Raw genomic sequence first — 19730 nt, forward strand, 5'->3', positions numbered from 1 at the left:
GGAATCGTGAACACGCAGGACACCAAGCTCCGGGCGCCCGCCGTCTGGGCCCTCATCCTCACCGGCGTGGCCAGCTTCATGGCCGCACTCGACAACCTGGTCGTCACCACCGCCCTCCCCGCCATCCGCGAGGACCTCGGCGGCCGGCTGGAGGACCTGGAGTGGACGGTGAACGCGTACACGCTCACCTTCGCCGTCCTCCTGATGTTCGGCGCGGCGCTGGGGGACCGGTTCGGGCGCCGGCGGCTGTTCATCGCCGGGCTCGCGGTGTTCACCGGCGCCTCCGCCGCGGCCGCGCTCTCGCCCGGCATCGACGCGCTCATCGCCGCCCGCGCCGTCCAGGGCGTCGGCGCCGCGGTCATGATGCCGCTCACCCTCACCCTGCTCACCGCCGCCGTCCCAGCCGCCCGGCGCGGCATGGCCCTCGGCATCTACGGAGCCGTCACCGGCCTCGCCGTCGCCAGCGGGCCCCTGATCGGCGGCAGCCTCACCGAGCACATCTCCTGGCAGTGGATCTTCTGGCTGAACGTCCCGATCGGGCTGGCGCTGATACCGCTCGCCCGCCTGCGGCTCGCCGAGTCCACCGCCCCCGGCGCCCGGCTCGACATCCCCGGCACCCTGCTCATCAGCGGCGGCCTCTTCGGCATCGTCTACGCCCTGGTCAACGCCAACTCCGAGGGCTGGACCAGCGCCCCCGTCCTCACCGGCCTGATCGTCGGCGCCGCGCTCGTCGGCGGCTTCATCCACCACGGCTTCAACAGCGCCAACCCCATGCTCCCCATGCGGCTCTTCCAGAACCGCGGCTTCCTCGGAATCAACGTCGCCAGCCTGCTGATGTTCCTGGGCATGTTCGGCTCGATCTTCCTGCTCAGCCAGTTCCTCCAGGGCGTCGCCGGCTACTCGCCCACCGAGGCCGGCCTGCGCATGCTCCCCTGGACCGGCATGCCGATGATCGTCGCCCCGCTGGCCGGCATCCTCTCCGACCGCATCGGCGGCCGCCCCGTCGTCGCCGCCGGCCTCGCCTTCCAGGCCCTCGGCCTCGGCTGGTTCGCGGCGGTCCTGAGCACGGACGTCTCGTACGCCGCCCAGCTGCCGCCGCTGATCCTCAGCGGGATCGGCATGGCCCTCTACTTCGCCCCCTCCGCCAACGTCCTGATGTCCACCGTGGCCCCCGCCGACCAGGGCAGGGCCTCCGGCACCAACAGCGCCCTGCGCGAGGTCGGCGGAGCCCTCGGTGTCGCCGTCCTGGCCTCGGTCTTCTCCGCCCAGGGCGGCTACGAATCCCCGCAGGCCTTCACCGACGGCACCGTCCCCGCCCTGTGGATCGGCGCCGGTGCGGTCGCCCTGGCCGCCGCCTTCGCCCTGCTCCTGCCGGGCCGGCCGAAGCCCGCCCCGGTCCCCGCCGCCGTCGACGAGGCCGCGAAGGTGCCCGCCGCCCGCTGACCGGGCCCCGACCCCGCTCGCCGGCCGGGGCCCGCGCCGGGGGTGGCCGGGAGAACCGCAGCGCCGCCCGCGCACGAAGATCCGTACGACTCATCGTGAAGGAGAGCCCGCCATGCCCGACATCCCCTGGTCCACCCCGACCCAGGCGGCCCCCGACGCCGAGGTCTACGTCATGGCCTCCCGCTTCGAGACCGCCGGCCTTGTCGGTGCCTTCAGGTTCTTCCTCAAGGCACCCGGCATCATCCTCCAGATCCGCAAGGCTCCCGGCGCCCACGGGGTCGCCCTGCGGGCCCGGGTCTTCCGGCGGACCTTCCTGACCCTCTCCGCCTGGGAGGACCGGGACGCGCTCTACCGGTTCGCGCGGAGCGAGCCGCACCGGTCCGGCTCCCGCGCGGCCGCCGCGTTCATGAAGGAATCGGCCTTCACCTTCTGGACCGTCCGCGCCGACGAGCTGCCCATCGGCTGGGAGGAGGCCGAACGCCGGCTGGCCGAACAGAAGGCCGCCTCGTGAGTCACGGTCCGTGGCCCCGCAGGGATGCGAGGGGCACGGACCGTACTCTTGTCCACGTGCAGGAACTCCACGACGCCCCCCTCGCCCCGCTGACCACCTTCCGTCTCGGTGGCCCCGCTGCCCGCCTGGTCACCGCGACCACCGACGCCGAGGTCGTCGCCGCCGTGCGCGCCGCGGACGGGTGGGGGTCCCCCCGGACGGAGTCTGGGGGAGGCACTCCGCTCCTGGTCATCGGCGGCGGCAGCAACCTCGTCATCGGAGACAAGGGCTTCGACGGCACCGCCCTGCGCATCGCCACCACCGGCTTCCTCCTGGACGGCACCACCCTGGAGCTCGCGGCCGGCGAGAACTGGAGCGACGCCGTCGCCCGCACCGTCGAGGCCGGCCTCGCCGGCATCGAGTGCCTCGCCGGAATCCCCGGCTCGGCCGGTGCCACGCCCATCCAGAACGTCGGGGCGTACGGCCAGGAGGTCTGCGACACGATCACCGAGGTCGTCGCCTACGACCGCACCAGCGGCGAGACGGTCACGCTGAGCGCCGCCGAGTGCGCCTTCCGGTACCGCAACAGCACCTTCAAGGACCAGCCCGAGCGCTACGTCGTCCTGCGCGTGCGCTTCGCCCTGGAGGACGCCGGCGGCCTCTCCGCGCCGATCAAGTACCCCGAGACCGCCCGCGCCCTCGGCGTCGAGGCGGGCGACCGGGTCCCGGCCGCCACCGCCCGCGAGACCGTGCTGCGCCTGCGCGCCGGGAAGGGCATGGTCCTCGACCCCGCCGACCACGACACCTGGTCGGCCGGCTCCTTCTTCCACAACCCGATCCTGACCGACGAGGCGTACGCCGCCTTCCTCGCCCGCGCCCAGGACCGCCTCGGCCCCGACACCGCCCCGCCCGCCTACCCCGCCGGCGACGGCCGTACGAAGACCAGCGCGGCCTGGCTGATCGACAAGGCCGGCTTCACCAAGGGCTACGGCACCGGCCCCGCGCGCATCTCCACCAAGCACACCCTCGCCCTCACCAACCGCGGCGAGGCCACCACCGAGGACCTCCTCGCCCTGGCCCGCGAGGTCGTCGCGGGCGTCCACGCGGCCTTCGGCGTCACCCTGGTCAACGAGCCGGTGACGGTCGGCGTCAGCATCTGAGGAGCCCCGGCCGCCCATGCTCTGTCCCCTGCACGGGGCCGGTACGGACCCCACCCGCCTCGTGGGCCGCACGCTCAGCAGAGTCGTCGCGTCCTGGCACATCAGCGACGGGGAACGCTCCGAGGCGCCCCTCGACGTCTGGCTGATCGACAGCGTCGGCGACTCGATCCGGATCACCACCGGGTCCGACCAGTGCCTCATCGTCGAGTCCGCCTCGCCCCACGAGCCGTACGACATGGGGGAGTGGGGCCGCATCGAGGTCGGCGAGGACCTCGGCGACCACCCCTTCCTGCGCCACCTGGGCGAGACCGTCGCCTCGGTCGCCGAGTTCGCGCTGCCCGAGCAGGGCCGCACCCACCTGGAGATCGGCTTCCAGGACGGGCACCGGGTGCGGGCCGACTGCTACGAGGGGGACCTGCGGCTCACCCGGTGAGCCAGTGGTCGATCCCGGCCAGCAGCTTCTCCTGTACGTCGGCGGGCGCGGCCGAACCGCGGACGGACTGACGGGCCAGCTCGGCGAGCTCGTGGTCCGTGAAACCGTGGTGGCGGCGGGCGATCTCGTACTGGGCGGCGAGCCGGGACCCGAACAGCAGCGGGTCGTCCGCGCCCAGCGCCATCGGCACCCCGGCCTCGAAGAGGGTGCGCAGCGGGACGTCCTCCGGCCGCTCGTACACCCCGAGGGCGACGTTGGAGGCCGGGCAGACCTCGCAGGTGATCTGCCGGTCGGCGAGCCGCTTCAGCAGCCGGGGATCCTCGGCGGCCCGTACGCCGTGGCCGATGCGGGCCGCGTGCAGATCGTCGAGGCAGTCGCGGACCGAGGACGGGCCGGTGAGCTCGCCGCCGTGCGGGGCGGCGAGGAGGCCGCCCTCGCGGGCGATGGCGAAGGCCCGGTCGAAGTCGCGGGCCATGCCGCGGCGTTCGTCGTTGGAGAGCCCGAAGCCGACGACGCCGCGGTCGGCGTAGCGGACGGCGAGGCGGGCGAGGGTGCGGGCGTCGAGGGGGTGCTTCATGCGGTTCGCGGCGATGAGGACCCGCATGCCGAGGCCGGTCTCGCGGGAGGCCGCGTCGACGGCGTCGAGGATGATCTCGACGGCCGGGATCATGCCGCCGAGCAGGGGGGCGTAGGAGGTGGGATCCACCTGGATCTCCAGCCAGCCGCTTCCGTCCCGTACGTCCTCCTCCGCGGCCTCGCGGACCAGGCGGCGGATGTCGTCGGGCTCGCGGAGGCAGGAGCGGGCGGCGTCGTAGAGCCGCTGGAAGCGGAACCAGCCGCGCTCGTCGGTGGCGCGGAGCTTCGGGGGCTCGCCGGCGGTGAGGGCGTCCGGGAGCCGCACGCCGTACTTGTCGGCGAGCTCCAGGAGGGTCGATGGTCGCATCGACCCGGTGAAGTGCAGGTGGAGGTGGGCTTTCGGCAGAAGCGTGAGATCGCGTGCGTGCTCCATTTGTTGATCCTGCCGTACCGCTGCGCTTGGCGGGAGGGGGTTTTACCTTTTGGGGGCTTGCCCGAACGCGAGAGCGGGCGTCGGGGGTGGGGGTGCCGGGCGCTGCACGCACCCGCGCCTCAAACGCCGGCGGGGCTTGAAGACCGGGGCTCCGCCCCGGACCCCGCGCCTCAATCGCCGGCGGGGCTGGATGTGGCTGAGCGGCGCCGCCCCGTACAGGGGAGACGCCGCTCGGGTTCGGGCTGCGGGCCGCTCTAGGCCTAGGCCTTGGCTTCCGCCAGGAGCTTCTGGACGCGGGAGACGCCCTCGACCAGGTCCTCGTCGCCCAGGGCGTAGGACAGGCGCAGGTAGCCCGGGGTGCCGAAGGCCTCGCCGGGGACGACCGCTACCTCGACCTCGTCGAGGATCAGGGCGGCGAGCTCGACGGAGGTCTGCGGGCGCTTGCCGCGGATCTCCTTGCCGAGGAGCGCCTTGACCGAGGGGTACACGTAGAACGCGCCCTCGGGGGTCGGGCAGACCACGCCCTCGATCTCGTTCAGCATCCGCACGATCGTCTGGCGGCGGCGGTCGAAGGCGGTGCGCATCTCGTGCACGGCGTCCAGGTTGCCGGAGACGGCGGCCAGCGCCGCGACCTGGGCCACGTTGGAGACGTTGGAGGTGGCGTGCGACTGGAGGTTCGTCGCGGCCTTGACCACGTCCTTGGGGCCGATGATCCAGCCCACGCGCCAGCCGGTCATCGCGTACGTCTTGGCGACGCCGTTGACGACGATGCACTTGTCGGCGAGCTCGGGGACGATCGCCGGGAGGGAGACGAACTTCGCGTCGCCGTAGACGAGGTGCTCGTAGATCTCGTCGGTCAGGACCCACAGGCCCTTGTCGGCGGCCCAGCGGCCGATGGCCTCGGCGTCGGCCTCGCTGTAGACCGCGCCCGTCGGGTTGGACGGGGAGACGAAGAGGACGACCTTGGTGCGCTCGGTGCGGGCTGATTCGAGCTGCTCGACGGAGACGCGGTAGCCCGTCGTCTCGTCGGCGACGACCTCCACCGGGACACCGCCGGCGAGACGGATGGACTCCGGGTAGGTGGTCCAGTACGGAGCCGGGACGATGACCTCGTCACCCGGGTCCAGGATGGCCGCGAAGGCCTCGTAGATCGCCTGCTTGCCGCCGTTGGTCACGAGTACCTGCGACGCGTCGACCTCGTAGCCGGAGTCGCGGAGCGTCTTGGCGGCGATCGCGGCCTTCAGCTCGGGCAGGCCGCCGGCCGGCGTGTAGCGGTGGTACTTCGGGTTGCGGCAGGCCTCGACCGCGGCCTCGACGATGTAGTCCGGGGTCGGGAAGTCGGGCTCGCCGGCACCGAAGCCGATCACCGGGCGCCCGGCGGCCTTGAGGGCCTTGGCCTTGGCGTCGACGGCGAGGGTGGCGGACTCGGAAATGGCGCCGATACGGGCGGACACCCGGCGCTCGGAGGAAGGCGTTGCAGAGGTCATGCGAGCAATCGTCCCAGACGGCAAAGAAGCGCCGCACACCGTTTCAGTCATCGGACCGGACCCGCACGGGACATGGGACGGACACCCGCCGACACCCCACCGGACGACGACCGGAGCATGTCAGGCCGGGTGCTGTTCGACGTCAGGTCCCAGTTCACGTACACTCACCTGTCGTTGGACCTCGCCAGCCGCTGCAAAGCGTGAGCACTCCGTGCACTCGCCCGGATGCGGTAGGTTGGGGGACGCAAAGGGTCGTAGCTCAATTGGTAGAGCACTGGTCTCCAAAACCAGCGGTTGGGGGTTCGAGTCCCTCCGGCCCTGCTCCACACTCCTTCTCGGATGTGTGTGCGCAGGTACGTACTTAGATGCAACGCCGTGCGGCGCAACCGGGCGCGGTACGGCCACGACCCGGATTCAGGTGAGAGACGTGACGGACGCCCTGGGCTCCATCGACATGCCTGACGCCGAGGACGAGACGCGCGAGAAGAAGGCCCGCAAGGGCGGCAAGCGTGGCAAGAAGGGCCCTCTGGGCCGGCTCGCGCTTTTCTACCGCCAGATCGTCGCGGAACTCCGCAAGGTTGTCTGGCCCACTCGCAACCAGCTCACGACGTACACCACCGTGGTGATTGTCTTCGTCGTCATCATGATCGGTCTGGTGACCGTGATTGACTTTGGGTTTGAAAAAGCCATCAAGTTCGTCTTCGGCTGATCCCCGCGGAGGGCGGCGCCTTGATGGGTGTCGCCCGTTTTCGCATGTTCCACCACCTTTTGTATCCAGGAAGAAGCAGCCACCGTGTCTGACCCGAACCTGAACGCGAGCCACGACTCCGTCGAGTCCGTCGAGGACGAGCTCGACATCGTCGAGGCGGCAGACGCTGTGGACCCCGATGAGGCCGAGCACGCCGACGCCAAGGCGGGTGTCGCCGCCGAAGAGGCCGCGCTGCACGTCGAGGACGAGATCGAGGCCGACGCCGAGATCGAGGACGACGCCGAGTTCGAAGAGGCCGCCGACGAGGTCGAGGCTGATGACGACGTCGAGGCCGACGCTGACGTCGAGGCCGAGGCTGACGACGAGGAGGCCGAAGAGGCCGCTCCGGTCGAGCCCGCCGAGCCCGTGGACCCCGTCCAGGCCCTGCGCGACGAGCTCCGTCTGCTTCCCGGCGAGTGGTACGTGATCCACACCTACGCGGGCTACGAGAAGCGCGTGAAGGCCAACCTGGAGCAGCGCGCCGTCTCGCTGAACGTCGAGGAGTTCATCTACCAGGCCGAGGTGCCCGAGGAAGAGATCGTCCAGATCAAGAACGGCGAGCGCAAGAACGTCCGGCAGAACAAGCTGCCCGGTTACGTTCTCGTCCGCATGGATCTGACGAACGAGTCCTGGGGCGTCGTCCGCAACACGCCTGGCGTCACCGGCTTCGTCGGCAACGCGTACGACCCGTACCCGCTGACCCTGGACGAGATCGTCAAGATGCTCGCGCCGGAGGCCAAGGAGAAGGCCGACAAGGCCGCCGCGGAGGCCGCCGGTCTGCCGGCACCCTCCGTCAAGCGCACCATCGAGGTCCTGGACTTCGAGGTCGGCGACTCGGTCACCGTCACCGACGGCCCGTTCGCGACGCTGCAGGCGACGATCAACGAGATCAACCCCGACTCGAAGAAGGTCAAGGGCCTCGTCGAGATCTTCGGTCGCGAGACCCCGGTCGAGCTCAGCTTCGACCAGATCCAGAAGAACTGATCTTCTGAGACAACGCTTCCGGACAGGTCAGATCGCCCCGTAAAGGGCGGTCTGACCTGCTCGGTTTTTAGCCCCGCACCGATACCCGTTATCGTGGTGCGGTATGCCTCCATCCGGATGACCGGTTGGCGGCGAAAAACTCTCACTAGGACCCGGAGAGAGCAATGCCTCCCAAGAAGAAGAAGATCACGGGGCTCATCAAGCTCCAGATCAAGGCCGGTGCGGCCAACCCGGCTCCGCCGGTCGGCCCCGCGCTCGGTCAGCACGGCGTCAACATCATGGAGTTCTGCAAGGCCTACAACGCCGCGACCGAGTCGCAGCGTGGCATGGTCGTGCCGGTGGAGATCACGGTCTACGACGACCGCTCCTTCACCTTCATCACCAAGACTCCGCCGGCCGCGCGCCTCATCCTGAAGGCCGCGGGCATCGAGAAGGGCTCCGGCGAGCCGCACAAGACCAAGGTCGCCAAGCTCACCGGCGCCCAGGTCCGCGAGATCGCCGAGCTGAAGATGCCCGACCTGAACGCCAACGACGTCGATGCCGCGATGAAGATCATCGCCGGTACCGCTCGCTCGATGGGCGTCACGGTCGAAGGCTGATCCAGCCTCCCTCCAGCACCACCAAGTGGTAGGACCAAGCGCTGGTCCGCACCACGACTCCATGCCTGAAGCCAAAACACAGGAGCAGAAGTGAAGCGCAGCAAGACTCTCCGCGCTGCGGACGCCAAGGTCGACCGGGAGAAGCTGTACGCCCCGCTCGAGGCCGTCCGTCTCGCCAAGGAGACCTCCGCGACCAAGTTCGACAGCACCGTCGAGGTCGCCTTCCGCCTGGGTGTCGACCCGCGCAAGGCCGACCAGATGGTGCGTGGCACCGTGAACCTCCCGCACGGCACCGGCAAGACCGCCCGGGTCCTGGTCTTCGCGACCGGTGACCGTGCTGCGGCCGCGGAAGCCGCCGGCGCCGACATTGTCGGCGACGACGAGCTGATCAACGAGATCGCCAAGGGCAACCGCCTGAACGAGTTCGACGCCGTTGTGGCCACCCCGGACCTCATGGGCAAGGTCGGCCGCCTCGGCCGCGTGCTCGGTCCCCGTGGCCTCATGCCGAACCCGAAGACCGGCACCGTCACGATGGACGTCGCGAAGGCTGTCACCGAGATCAAGGGTGGCAAGATCGAGTTCCGCGTCGACAAGCACTCGAACCTGCACTTCATCATCGGCAAGGTCTCCTTCTCCGATGAGCAGCTGGTCGAGAACTACGGCGCGGCCCTCGACGAGATCCTTCGTCTGAAGCCGTCCGCCGCGAAGGGCCGCTACATCAAGAAGGCCGCCCTGAGCACCACGATGGGTCCCGGCATCCAGCTGGACTCGAACCGCACCCGGAACCTCCTCGTCGAGGAAGACCCGGCTGCTGTCTGAGCCTGACGGCTCGCTGAGTGGCTGAACGGGCCCCTCGCCCCCTCACAGGGCGGCGAGGGGCCCGTTTCCGTGTTCCGGGCCACATCTCCCCCTATACGGGCGTAATGGGGGCGAGATCCGGCCGAGGAGGCACGTAGGGTCGCGTTGAATTCGACGCACGATCATGGGGGAGAAACACATGCACAAGGCTGTCCGGACCCGAGCCGGTATCGCGATCGCGGGTACCGCACTGCTCGTGGGCGGCCTCACGGCCTGCGGCGGCGACCAGGCCGACGCGGGCAGCGGCAAGGCAGAGGGGAGCCACGGGGCGGACGCGAAGGCGCACTCGCCCGTGGAGGCGGTGAAGGCGTCCTACCTGAAGACGGTGGCCGCCAGGTTCGCCAAGGCGGAGCTGTCCATCGTCGGGGCCGACGGCAAGACCAGCGCCCAGTCCGGCACGAAGGGCTGGTACCCGTCCAGCCACGACGTGATCCTGAAGGGCGAGCGGCCCGACGCCCGCTCGATCATGATCGAGGACCTCATCTACACCCAGCTGGACAAGCCCCTCAAGGGCAAGACCTGGATGAAGATGAGCCTGGCCAAGGACGGCAAGCCGGGGGTCCGGCTGAACGACGACCCGGCCGAGTACCTGGCGATGGCGCTGGGCCAGGAGAAGCTGACCCACGTCGGGGCCGAGAAGACCGACGGCATCGACGCCCAGCACTACAAGGGCACCTTCACCAACGAGGACCTGCTCAAGGCGGACGAGTCCACCAAGGTCATGGAGGAGAAGAACCGCCAGTACCTCCACGAGGCCGTGAAGCACGTCAAGACCTTCGAGGTGGACCTGTGGATCGACAAGGACGGCTACCCCGTCCGCGTCGACAGCGTGAGCACGGACGGGACCGGCTCCACGAAGACCACGGCGAAGTTCTCGGACTTCGGCAAGGCCGCCCCGATCCAGGCCCCGCCGGCCGACCAGGTCGTCGACCTGGAGGACAGCCTGAAGGAGACGGACCAGAGCCTGAAGGAGACCCGCGAGAGCCTGAAGGAGACGGACCAGAAGCTGAAGGACGTCGACGCGGACCTGAAGGAGGCCGACAAGACGCTCCGGGACGCCGGACTGGGCGGTCTCGGCGGCTCCTGAGCCGGGTCTCGGCCCCTCCCGAGAGGGCGGGGCCGAGGCGATTTGCCTCGACTGGTGGCCTTCACGTACTCTTCCGGAGAAGCCAAAGACCGCTGGTCGTTGCCGTGCCTGCAAGGGTGCGGCGGCCGAAGGATCCGCTGAGTGCGGACGTCCTGCGCAGGTGTTCGTGGAAAAGCTCCCGGAGTGATCCGGTCGAGCTTCAGCCCCGTGCGCTTGCGCCGGGGCGTTTCGTTTTGTTCAGCCCCTTCTGAGCGGTCCTCATCACCCGGAAGGAGGCCGACGCTCTATGGCAAGGCCCGACAAGGCTGCCGCGGTAGCCGAGCTCACGGACCAGTTCCAGAGCTCGAACGCCGCCGTGCTGACCGAGTACCGGGGTCTCACCGTCGCGCAGCTCAAGACGCTGCGTCGTTCGCTCGGTGAGAACGCCCAGTACGCCGTGGTGAAGAACACGCTGACCAAGATTGCGGCCAACCAGGCCGGGATCACCGCGCTGGACGAGCACTTCGCTGGTCCGACCGCGGTCGCCTTCATCACCGGTGACCCGGTGGAGTCGGCGAAGAGCCTGCGTGACTTCGCCAAGGACAACCCGAATCTCATCATCAAGGCGGGTGTCCTTGATGGCAAGGCGCTCACCGCCGATGAGATCAAGAAGCTTGCGGACCTCGAGTCCCGCGAGGTTCTGCTCAGCAAGCTGGCCGGCGCGTTCAAGGGCAAGCAGTCTCAGGCTGCCTCGCTCTTCCAGGCGCTGCCGTCGAAGTTCGTCCGCACCGCGGAAGCGCTTCGCGTCAAGCTCGCCGAGCAGGGCGGTGCCGAGTAATTCGGCTCGCGCACTGATCCACGCCGCCTAGTGCGTGGGTCGTAGCGGGCCGTTACGCCCGCCTCTATATACATCCGGCACCTGCCGAATAGTGGAAGGATCGCCCATCATGGCGAAGCTCTCTCAGGACGACCTCCTCGCCCAGTTCGAGGAGATGACCCTCATCGAGCTCTCTGAGTTCGTGAAGGCGTTCGAGGACAAGTTCGACGTCACCGCCGCCGCGGCCGTCGCCGCTGCCCCGGCCGCCGGTGGCCCGGTTGCCGACGCCCCCGAGGAGCAGGACGAGTTCGACGTCATCCTCACCGGTGCCGGCGACAAGAAGATCCAGGTCATCAAGGTCGTGCGTGAGCTGACCTCCCTGGGTCTGAAGGAGGCCAAGGACCTCGTGGACGGCGCTCCGAAGCCGGTCCTCGAGAAGGTCGCCAAGGAGGCCGCTGACAAGGCCGCCGAGTCCCTCAAGGCTGCCGGCGCGGCTGTCGAGGTCAAGTAACACCTCTGAGGCCCTCCAGGGCCTCATCCAAGGGCGATCACCCGTAAGGGTGGTCGCCCTTTGGCGTACCCGCAGTGCCTGACTTGCCCTGGTCTCGTTGGGGAGTAGGGTGATCATCGTTGCTCCGGAGCAGGGTCCGAAGATGATCCGCTCGGAGCAGGGGGCCTTGACGAACGGGACGCGGCGCGCAATTCTCAGACCCGTCGAGAGGTCGACCACCTCGATCCGAGATCTGAGGCATGGATCGACTACGAAGAGGGCAGTACTGATACGCGCTCTGTGTACGAGAGCCGCACGCGTTGGACGCAGGGTCGGATGAACACTGCGTTGGTGGAACGAGTTGGGGAAGGCCTGTTGCCGGTTTCCGGAAACCTGGTCTGGACATCAGTGAGCCAAGTGGCTACACTGACCCTTTGCGCTGCCTGTTAGCTGTCCCCTGCCCGTCGCCAGGGACATGCCCACGCTTGAGCACACTTGATTGATCCGCCCTGACCTGGCTTTTCAGCTGGATTTGGGGGGCTTGTCTTCTGTGTCTGCTGGGACCGGTACGCGCGTAGTGAGTCCGAGCCCTCGGAAGGACCCCCTCTTGGCCGCCTCGCGCAACGCCTCGACCAATACGAACAACGGTGCCAGCACCGCCCCGCTGCGCATCTCCTTTGCAAAGATCAAGGAGCCCCTCGAGGTTCCGAACCTCCTGGCGCTGCAGACCGAGAGCTTTGACTGGCTTCTCGGCAATGCTGCCTGGAAGTCTCGCGTCGAGTCGGCGCTTGAGAGTGGACAGGACGTCCCCACCAAGTCCGGTCTGGAAGAGATCTTCGAGGAGATCTCGCCGATCGAGGACTTCTCCGGGTCGATGTCGCTGACCTTCCGCGACCACCGTTTCGAGCCGGCGAAGAACTCTGTCGACGAGTGCAAGGAGCGCGACTTCACGTACGCGGCTCCGCTGTTCGTCACGGCCGAGTTCACGAACAACGAGACCGGAGAGATCAAGTCTCAGACGGTCTTCATGGGCGATTTCCCGCTCATGACCAACAAGGGCACCTTCGTCATCAACGGCACCGAGCGTGTCGTCGTGTCGCAGCTTGTCCGCTCCCCTGGTGTCTACTTCGACTCCTCCATCGACAAGACGTCCGACAAGGACATCTTCTCCGCCAAGATCATCCCGTCCCGGGGTGCCTGGCTGGAGATGGAGATCGACAAGCGCGACATGGTCGGTGTACGCATCGACCGCAAGCGCAAGCAGTCCGTCACCGTCCTCCTGAAGGCTCTCGGCTGGACCACCGAGCAGATCCTCGAGGAGTTCGGCCAGTACGAGTCCATGCGCGCCACCCTGGAGAAGGACCACACCCAGGGTCAGGACGACGCGCTGCTCGACATCTACCGCAAGCTGCGCCCGGGCGAGCCGCCGACCCGCGAGGCCGCTCAGACGCTGCTCGAGAACCTCTACTTCAACCCGAAGCGCTACGACCTCGCCAAGGTCGGCCGCTACAAGGTGAACAAGAAGCTCGGCGCCGACGAGCCGCTCGACGCCGGTGTGCTCACCACCGACGACGTCATCGCGACGATCAAGTACCTGGTCAAGCTGCACGCCGGCGAGACCGAGACGACCGGCGAGTCCGGCCGTTCGATCGTGGTCGAGACCGATGACATCGACCACTTCGGCAACCGTCGTCTGCGCAACGTCGGCGAGCTCATCCAGAACCAGGTCCGCACGGGTCTGGCTCGTATGGAGCGCGTCGTCCGCGAGCGCATGACCACGCAGGACGTCGAGGCCATCACGCCGCAGACCCTGATCAACATCCGGCCGGTCGTCGCCTCCATCAAGGAGTTCTTCGGCACCAGCCAGCTGTCGCAGTTCATGGACCAGAACAACCCGCTCTCGGGCCTGACCCACAAGCGCCGCCTGTCGGCGCTGGGCCCCGGCGGTCTGTCCCGTGAGCGGGCCGGCTTCGAGGTCCGTGACGTTCACCCGTCGCACTACGGCCGCATGTGCCCGATCGAGACCCCTGAAGGCCCGAACATCGGTCTGATCGGCTCGCTCGCCTCCTACGGCCGCGTCAACGCGTTCGGCTTCGTGGAGACCCCGTACCGCAAGGTCATCGACGGCGTCGTCACCGACGACGTCGACTACCTGACGGCCGACGAGGAAGACCGCTTCGTCATCGCCCAGGCCAACGCCGGCCTGTCCGAGGACATGCGCTTCACCGAGAACCGCGTGCTGGTGCGCCGTCGTGGCGGCGAGATCGACTACATCGCCGGCGACGACGTCGACTACATGGACGTCTCCCCGCGCCAGATGGTGTCCGTCGCGACCGCGATGATCCCCTTCCTGGAGCACGACGACGCCAACCGTGCCCTCATGGGCGCGAACATGATGCGCCAGGCCGTTCCGCTCATCAAGGCGGAGGCCCCGCTCGTCGGCACCGGCATGGAGTACCGCTGTGCGGTCGACGCCGGTGACTCGATCCGTGCGGAGAAGGACGGTGTCGTCCAGGAGGTCTCGGCCGACTACATCACCGTCGCCAACGACGACGGCACGTACACCACGTACCGCGTCGCCAAGTTCTCCCGCTCGAACCAGGGCACCTCGGTCAACCAGAAGGTCATCGTCAACGAGGGTGACCGGATCATCGAGTCCCAGGTCCTCGCCGACGGTCCCGCGACCGAAGAGGGCGAAATGGCCCTCGGCAAGAACCTGCTCGTCGCGTTCATGCCGTGGGAAGGTCACAACTACGAGGACGCGATCATCCTGTCGCAGCGCCTCGTGCAGGACGACGTCCTCTCCTCGATCCACATCGAGGAGCACGAGGTCGACGCCCGTGACACCAAGCTCGGCCCCGAGGAGATCACCCGGGACATCCCGAACGTCTCCGAGGAGGTCCTCGCGGACCTCGACGAGCGCGGCATCATCCGCATCGGTGCGGACGTCGTCGCCGGCGACATCCTGGTCGGCAAGGTCACGCCCAAGGGCGAGACCGAGCTGACCCCGGAGGAGCGCCTGCTCCGCGCGATCTTCGGTGAGAAGGCCCGCGAGGTGCGTGACACCTCGCTCAAGGTCCCTCACGGTGAGATCGGCAAGGTCATCGGTGTCCGCGTCTTCGACCGCGAGGAGGGCGACGAGCTTCCTCCGGGCGTGAACCAGCTGGTCCGCGTCTACGTCGCCCAGAAGCGCAAGATCACCGACGGTGACAAGCTCGCCGGCCGCCACGGCAACAAGGGTGTCATCTCCAAGATCCTTCCGATCGAGGACATGCCCTTCCTTGAGGACGGCACGCCGGTCGACATCATCCTGAACCCGCTGGGTGTCCCGTCCCGAATGAACCCGGGACAGGTCCTGGAGATCCACCTCGGCTGGCTCGCCAGCCGCGGCTGGGACGTCTCCGGGCTCGGCGAGGAATGGGCCGAGCGGCTGAAGGTCATCGGCGCCGACAAGGTCGCGCCGGGTACCAACGTCGCCACCCCGGTGTTCGACGGTGCGCGTGAGGACGAGCTCGCGGGCCTGTTCGAGCACACCATCCCGAACCGTGACGGCGACCGCCTGGTCCTCCCGTCCGGCAAGGCGCGTCTGTTCGACGGCCGCTCCGGTGAGCCGTTCCCGGACCCGATCTCGATCGGGTACATGTACATCCTCAAGCTCCACCACCTGGTCGACGACAAGCTCCACGCGCGGTCGACCGGTCCGTACTCCATGATCACGCAGCAGCCGCTGGGTGGTAAGGCTCAGTTCGGTGGCCAGCGCTTCGGTGAGATGGAGGTGTGGGCGCTCGAGGCTTATGGCGCCGCTTACGCCCTCCAGGAGCTGCTGACCATCAAGTCCGACGACGTCACCGGCCGCGTGAAGGTCTACGAGGCCATCGTCAAGGGCGAGAACATCCCCGAGCCGGGCATTCCCGAGTCCTTCAAGGTGCTCATCAAGGAAATGCAGTCGCTCTGCCTCAACGTGGAGGTGCTGTCCTCGGACGGCATGTCCATCGAGATGCGCGACACCGACGAGGACGTCTTCCGCGCGGCGGAGGAGCTCGGTATCGACCTGTCCCGGCGCGAGCCGAGCAGCGTCGAAGAGGTCTGACGGGCCTGACGGGGGGCTCGCTCAAGAGCCCCCCGTCATCCCCGGGACCGTTCAGACCATGATTGAGACTCGACCCCGAAAGAGGGATTGACGCACAGTGCTCGACGTCAACTTCTTCGACGAGCTGCGGATCGGCCTTGCCACCGCGGACGACATCCGAACCTGGTCGCACGGCGAGGTCAAGAAGCCGGAGACCATCAACTACCGCACCCTCAAGCCCGAGAAGGACGGACTCTTCTGCGAGAAGATCTTCGGTCCGACCCGGGACTGGGAGTGCTACTGCGGCAAGTACAAGCGTGTCCGCTTCAAGGGCATCATCTGTGAGCGTTGTGGCGTCGAGGTCACGCGCGCCAAGGTGCGCCGTGAGCGGATGGGTCACATCGAGCTTGCCGCTCCCGTCACCCACATCTGGTACTTCAAGGGCGTCCCGTCGCGCCTCGGATACCTGCTGGACCTCGCGCCGAAGGACCTCGAGAAGGTCATCTACTTCGCCGCGTACATGATCACGTTCGTCGACGACGAGCGTCGCACCCGCGACCTCCCGTCGCTGGAGGCGCACGTCTCCGTCGAGCGCCAGCAGATCGAGAACCGCCGTGACGCGGACCTCGAAGGCCGTGCCAAGAAGCTCGAGACCGACCTGGGCGAGCTGGAGGCCGAGGGCGCGAAGGCCGACGTACGCCGCAAGGTGCGCGAAGGCGCCGAGCGCGAGATGAAGCAGCTCCGTGACCGCGCCCAGCGCGAGATCGACCGCCTCGACGAGGTGTGGGCCCGCTTCAAGAACCTCAAGGTCCAGGACCTCGAGGGCGACGAGCTGCTCTACCGCGAGCTGCGTGACCGCTTCGGCACGTACTTCGACGGCTGCATGGGCGCCGCCGCGCTGCAGAAGCGCCTGGAGTCCTTCGACCTCGAGGAGGAGGCCGAGCGCCTCCGCGAGATCATCCGTACCGGCAAGGGCCAGAAGAAGACCCGTGCGCTCAAGCGCCTCAAGGTCGTCTCCGCGTTCCTGCAGACCAGCAACAAGCCCAAGGGCATGGTTCTGGACTGCGTGCCGGTGATCCCGCCGGACCTGCGTCCGATGGTGCAGCTGGACGGTGGCCGCTTCGCGACCTCCGACCTGAACGACCTGTACCGCCGCGTGATCAACCGCAACAACCGCCTGAAGCGCCTTCTCGACCTCGGTGCCCCCGAGATCATCGTGAACAACGAGAAGCGCATGCTCCAGGAGGCCGTCGACGCCCTCTTCGACAACGGTCGTCGTGGTCGTCCGGTGACCGGACCCGGCAACCGTCCCCTGAAGTCCCTCAGCGACATGCTGAAGGGCAAGCAGGGTCGATTCCGTCAGAACCTTCTCGGCAAGCGCGTGGACTACTCCGCGCGTTCCGTGATCGTCGTCGGTCCCCAGCTGAAGCTGCACCAGTGTGGTCTGCCCAAGGCCATGGCGCTGGAGCTCTTCAAGCCGTTCGTGATGAAGCGCCTGGTCGACCTGAACCACGCGCAGAACATCAAGTCGGCGAAGCGCATGGTCGAGCGCGGCCGCACGGTCGTGTACGACGTGCTCGAAGAGGTCATCGCCGAGCACCCGGTCCTCCTGAACCGTGCGCCCACGCTGCACCGCCTCGGCATCCAGGCCTTCGAGCCCCAGCTGGTCGAAGGCAAGGCCATCCAGATCCACCCGCTCGTCTGCACCGCGTTCAACGCGGACTTCGACGGTGACCAGATGGCCGTGCACCTGCCGCTCTCCGCGGAGGCGCAGGCCGAGGCCCGCATCCTGATGCTGTCCTCGAACAACATCCTCAAGCCGGCCGACGGCCGTCCGGTCACGATGCCGACCCAGGACATGGTCCTCGGTCTGTTCTTCCTGACCACCGACGGTGAGCTCCGTGACACCAAGGGCGAGGGCCGCGCGTTCGGCTCCACGGCCGAGGCGACCATGGCGTTCGACAACGGCGAGCTGGCGCTCCAGTCGTCCGTCGACATCCGCTTCCCGGTGGGCACCATCCCGCCGCGCGGCTGGGTGGCGCCGGTCGCCGAGGAGGGCGAGCAGGAGTTCCAGCCGGGCGACAGCTTCCGTCTGCGCACCACCCTGGGCCGCGCGCTCTTCAACGAGCTGCTGCCCGAGGACTACCCGTTCGTCGACTACTCGGTGGGCAAGAAGCAGCTCTCCGAGATCGTCAACGACCTGGCGGAGCGCTACCCCAAGGTCATCGTGGCGGCGACGCTCGACAACCTGAAGGCGGCCGGCTTCCACTGGGCGACCCGTTCGGGCGTCACCGTGGCCATCTCCGACGTCGTCGTGCCCGAGGCCAAGAAGGCCATCGTCGCGGGCTACGAGGCGCAGGACGAGAAGGTCCAGAAGCAGTACGAGCGCGGTCTGATCACCAAGGACGAGCGCACGCAGGAGCTCATCGCGATCTGGACCAAGGCGACCAACGAGGTTGCCGAGGCGATGAACGCGAACTTCCCCAAGACGAACCCCATCTTCATGATGGTTGACTCGGGTGCCCGAGGAAACATGATGCAGATGCGACAGATCGCCGGTATGCGTGGTCTGGTGTCGAACGCGAAGAACGAGACCATCCCGCGTCCGATCAAGGCGTCCTTCCGTGAGGGCCTCACCGTTCTGGAGTACTTCATCTCCACGCACGGTGCCCGTAAGGGTCTGGCGGACACCGCCCTGCGTACCGCCGACTCGGGTTACCTGACCCGTCGTCTGGTGGACGTCTCGCAGGACGTGATCATCCGCGAGGAGGACTGCGGCACCGAGCGCGGCCTGAAGCTGAAGATCGCCGTTCGCGGCGAGGACGGCGTGCTGCGCAAGGCCGACGACGTCGAGACCTCGATCTACGCCCGCATGCTGGCCGAGGACGTCGTCATCGACGGCAAGGTCATCGCGCCGGCCAACGTCGACCTCGGTGACGTGCTCATCGACGCCCTGGTCGCCAACGGCGTCGAGGAGGTCAAGACCCGCTCGGTCCTGACCTGCGAGTCCGCGGTCGGCACCTGTGCCTTCTGCTACGGACGCTCGCTCGCCACCGGCAAGCTGGTCGACATCGGTGAGGCGGTCGGCATCATCGCCGCCCAGTCCATCGGTGAGCCCGGTACCCAGCTGACGATGCGTACCTTCCACACCGGTGGTGTGGCCGGTGACGACATCACGCAGGGTCTGCCGCGTGTCGTCGAGCTCTTCGAGGCCCGTACCCCGAAGGGTGTCGCCCCGATCTCCGAGGCCGCCGGCCGCGTGCGGATCGAGGAGACCGAGAAGACGAAGAAGATCGTCATCACGCCCGACGACGGCAGCGAAGAGACGGCGTTCCCGATCTCGAAGCGCGCCAAGGTCATCGTGCACGAGGGCGACCACGTCGAGGTGGGCCAGAAGCTCACCATGGGTGCCACCAACCCGCACGACGTGCTGCGCATCCTCGGCCAGCGTGCCGTCCAGGTCCACCTGGTCGGCGAAGTCCAGAAGGTCTACAACTCGCAGGGCGTGTCGATCCACGACAAGCACATCGAGATCATCATCCGGCAGATGCTGCGCCGCGTGACGATCATCGAGTCCGGCGACGCGGAGCTCCTGCCGGGCGAGCTGGTCGAGCGGTCGAAGTTCGAGACCGAGAACCGTCGTGTGGTCACCGAGGGCGGTCACCCCGCCTCCGGCCGTCCGCAGCTGATGGGTATCACCAAGGCCTCGCTGGCGACGGAATCCTGGCTGTCGGCCGCCTCCTTCCAGGAGACGACCCGAGTCCTGACGGATGCGGCGATCAACGCCAAGTCCGACAGCCTCATCGGCCTCAAGGAGAACGTCATCATCGGTAAGCTCATCCCGGCCGGTACGGGCCTCGCCCGCTACCGCAACATCCGGGTCGAGCCCACCGAGGAAGCCAAGGCCGCGATGTACTCGGCCGTCGGTTACGACGACATCGACTACTCGCCCTTCGGCACCGGCTCCGGCCAGGCTGTCCCGCTGGAGGACTACGACTACGGCCCGTACAACGGCTGACAGCTCGTATGAAGAAACCCCCCGTCGCTCCGAGAGGAGCGGCGGGGGGTTTCCTCGTT

The 19730-nt window shown here is 67.9% G+C and carries 15 protein-coding genes and 1 tRNA gene; 14 read left to right on the forward strand and 2 right to left on the reverse strand.

The window, feature by feature from the left end; translation table 11 throughout:
- Positions 1-6: 6 nt before the first annotated feature.
- The 4 genes from ACFYZ4_RS15905 to ACFYZ4_RS15920 all read left to right on the forward strand — a co-directional run bounded on the left by ACFYZ4_RS15905 (position 7) and on the right by ACFYZ4_RS15920 (position 3526).
- A complete protein-coding gene (locus tag ACFYZ4_RS15905; RefSeq protein WP_351295344.1) occupies positions 7-1443 on the forward strand; it encodes a DHA2 family efflux MFS transporter permease subunit in 1437 nt (478 codons plus the stop codon).
- 112 nt (positions 1444-1555) lie between these two features.
- Positions 1556-1954: a DUF3291 domain-containing protein gene (locus tag ACFYZ4_RS15910; protein ID WP_351295341.1), complete on the forward strand. Its 399-nt coding sequence runs from the start codon at positions 1556-1558 to the stop codon at positions 1952-1954.
- Positions 1951-3093 carry a UDP-N-acetylmuramate dehydrogenase gene (locus ACFYZ4_RS15915; protein WP_351295338.1) on the forward strand — a complete coding sequence of 381 codons (1143 nt, stop codon included), beginning with the start codon at positions 1951-1953 and terminating at the stop codon, positions 3091-3093. Before ACFYZ4_RS15910 ends, ACFYZ4_RS15915 begins: the two co-directional genes overlap by 4 nt.
- 16 nt (positions 3094-3109) lie before the next feature.
- Complete coding sequence (locus ACFYZ4_RS15920) at positions 3110-3526, forward strand: hypothetical protein (RefSeq protein WP_351295335.1); 417 nt, start codon at positions 3110-3112, stop codon at positions 3524-3526.
- On the opposite strand, the gene ACFYZ4_RS15925 is transcribed toward ACFYZ4_RS15920, so the two are convergent.
- Positions 3516-4535, reverse strand: coding sequence for an adenosine deaminase (locus ACFYZ4_RS15925; RefSeq protein ID WP_351295332.1), 1020 nt, complete (start codon positions 4533-4535; stop codon positions 3516-3518). The two genes, ACFYZ4_RS15920 and ACFYZ4_RS15925, sit on opposite strands and share 11 nt — an antisense overlap.
- A 260-nt stretch (positions 4536-4795) precedes the next feature.
- Positions 4796-6022 (reverse strand): pyridoxal phosphate-dependent aminotransferase, encoded by a 1227-nt coding sequence (locus tag ACFYZ4_RS15930; RefSeq protein WP_390784162.1) that lies wholly within the window; start codon positions 6020-6022, stop codon positions 4796-4798.
- Between the two features lie 248 nt (positions 6023-6270).
- Here ACFYZ4_RS15930 and ACFYZ4_RS15935 point away from each other — a divergent pair.
- From ACFYZ4_RS15935 to ACFYZ4_RS15980, 10 genes are all read left to right on the forward strand, one after another.
- Positions 6271-6343: transfer RNA gene (locus tag ACFYZ4_RS15935), tRNA-Trp, on the forward strand.
- Positions 6344-6449: 106 nt separating this feature from the next.
- A complete protein-coding gene (secE, locus tag ACFYZ4_RS15940) occupies positions 6450-6731 on the forward strand; it encodes a preprotein translocase subunit SecE (protein ID WP_030388883.1) in 282 nt (93 codons plus the stop codon).
- A gap of 84 nt (positions 6732-6815) precedes the next feature.
- Complete coding sequence (gene nusG, locus ACFYZ4_RS15945; RefSeq protein WP_390784163.1) at positions 6816-7754, forward strand: transcription termination/antitermination protein NusG; 939 nt, start codon at positions 6816-6818, stop codon at positions 7752-7754.
- A gap of 164 nt (positions 7755-7918) precedes the next feature.
- Positions 7919-8353 carry a 50S ribosomal protein L11 gene (gene rplK, locus ACFYZ4_RS15950; protein ID WP_266934889.1) on the forward strand — a complete coding sequence of 145 codons (435 nt, stop codon included), beginning with the start codon at positions 7919-7921 and terminating at the stop codon, positions 8351-8353.
- A gap of 90 nt (positions 8354-8443) precedes the next feature.
- The gene (gene rplA, locus ACFYZ4_RS15955; protein ID WP_030710300.1) at positions 8444-9172 is read left to right on the forward strand and encodes a 50S ribosomal protein L1; all 729 of its coding nucleotides are present in this window, start codon (positions 8444-8446) and stop codon (positions 9170-9172) included.
- Between the two features lie 178 nt (positions 9173-9350).
- Positions 9351-10298: a hypothetical protein gene (locus ACFYZ4_RS15960; RefSeq protein WP_390784164.1), complete on the forward strand. Its 948-nt coding sequence runs from the start codon at positions 9351-9353 to the stop codon at positions 10296-10298.
- A gap of 286 nt (positions 10299-10584) precedes the next feature.
- On the forward strand, positions 10585-11115 hold the full coding sequence (gene rplJ / locus ACFYZ4_RS15965) for a 50S ribosomal protein L10 (protein ID WP_030710304.1): 531 nt from the start codon (positions 10585-10587) through the stop codon (positions 11113-11115).
- A 109-nt stretch (positions 11116-11224) separates the two neighbouring features.
- Entirely contained in the window at positions 11225-11605 is a 381-nt protein-coding gene (rplL, locus tag ACFYZ4_RS15970; RefSeq protein ID WP_351295317.1) for a 50S ribosomal protein L7/L12, read from the forward strand.
- 586 nt (positions 11606-12191) lie between these two features.
- A complete protein-coding gene (gene rpoB, locus ACFYZ4_RS15975; RefSeq protein ID WP_351295314.1) occupies positions 12192-15674 on the forward strand; it encodes a DNA-directed RNA polymerase subunit beta in 3483 nt (1160 codons plus the stop codon).
- A gap of 97 nt (positions 15675-15771) precedes the next feature.
- Complete coding sequence (locus tag ACFYZ4_RS15980; protein ID WP_351295312.1) at positions 15772-19671, forward strand: DNA-directed RNA polymerase subunit beta'; 3900 nt, start codon at positions 15772-15774, stop codon at positions 19669-19671.
- Positions 19672-19730: the final 59 nt, after the last annotated feature.

It is taken from the genome of Streptomyces sp. NPDC001513 (assembly GCF_042894695.1).
GTDB lineage: Bacteria > Actinomycetota > Actinomycetes > Streptomycetales > Streptomycetaceae > Streptomyces.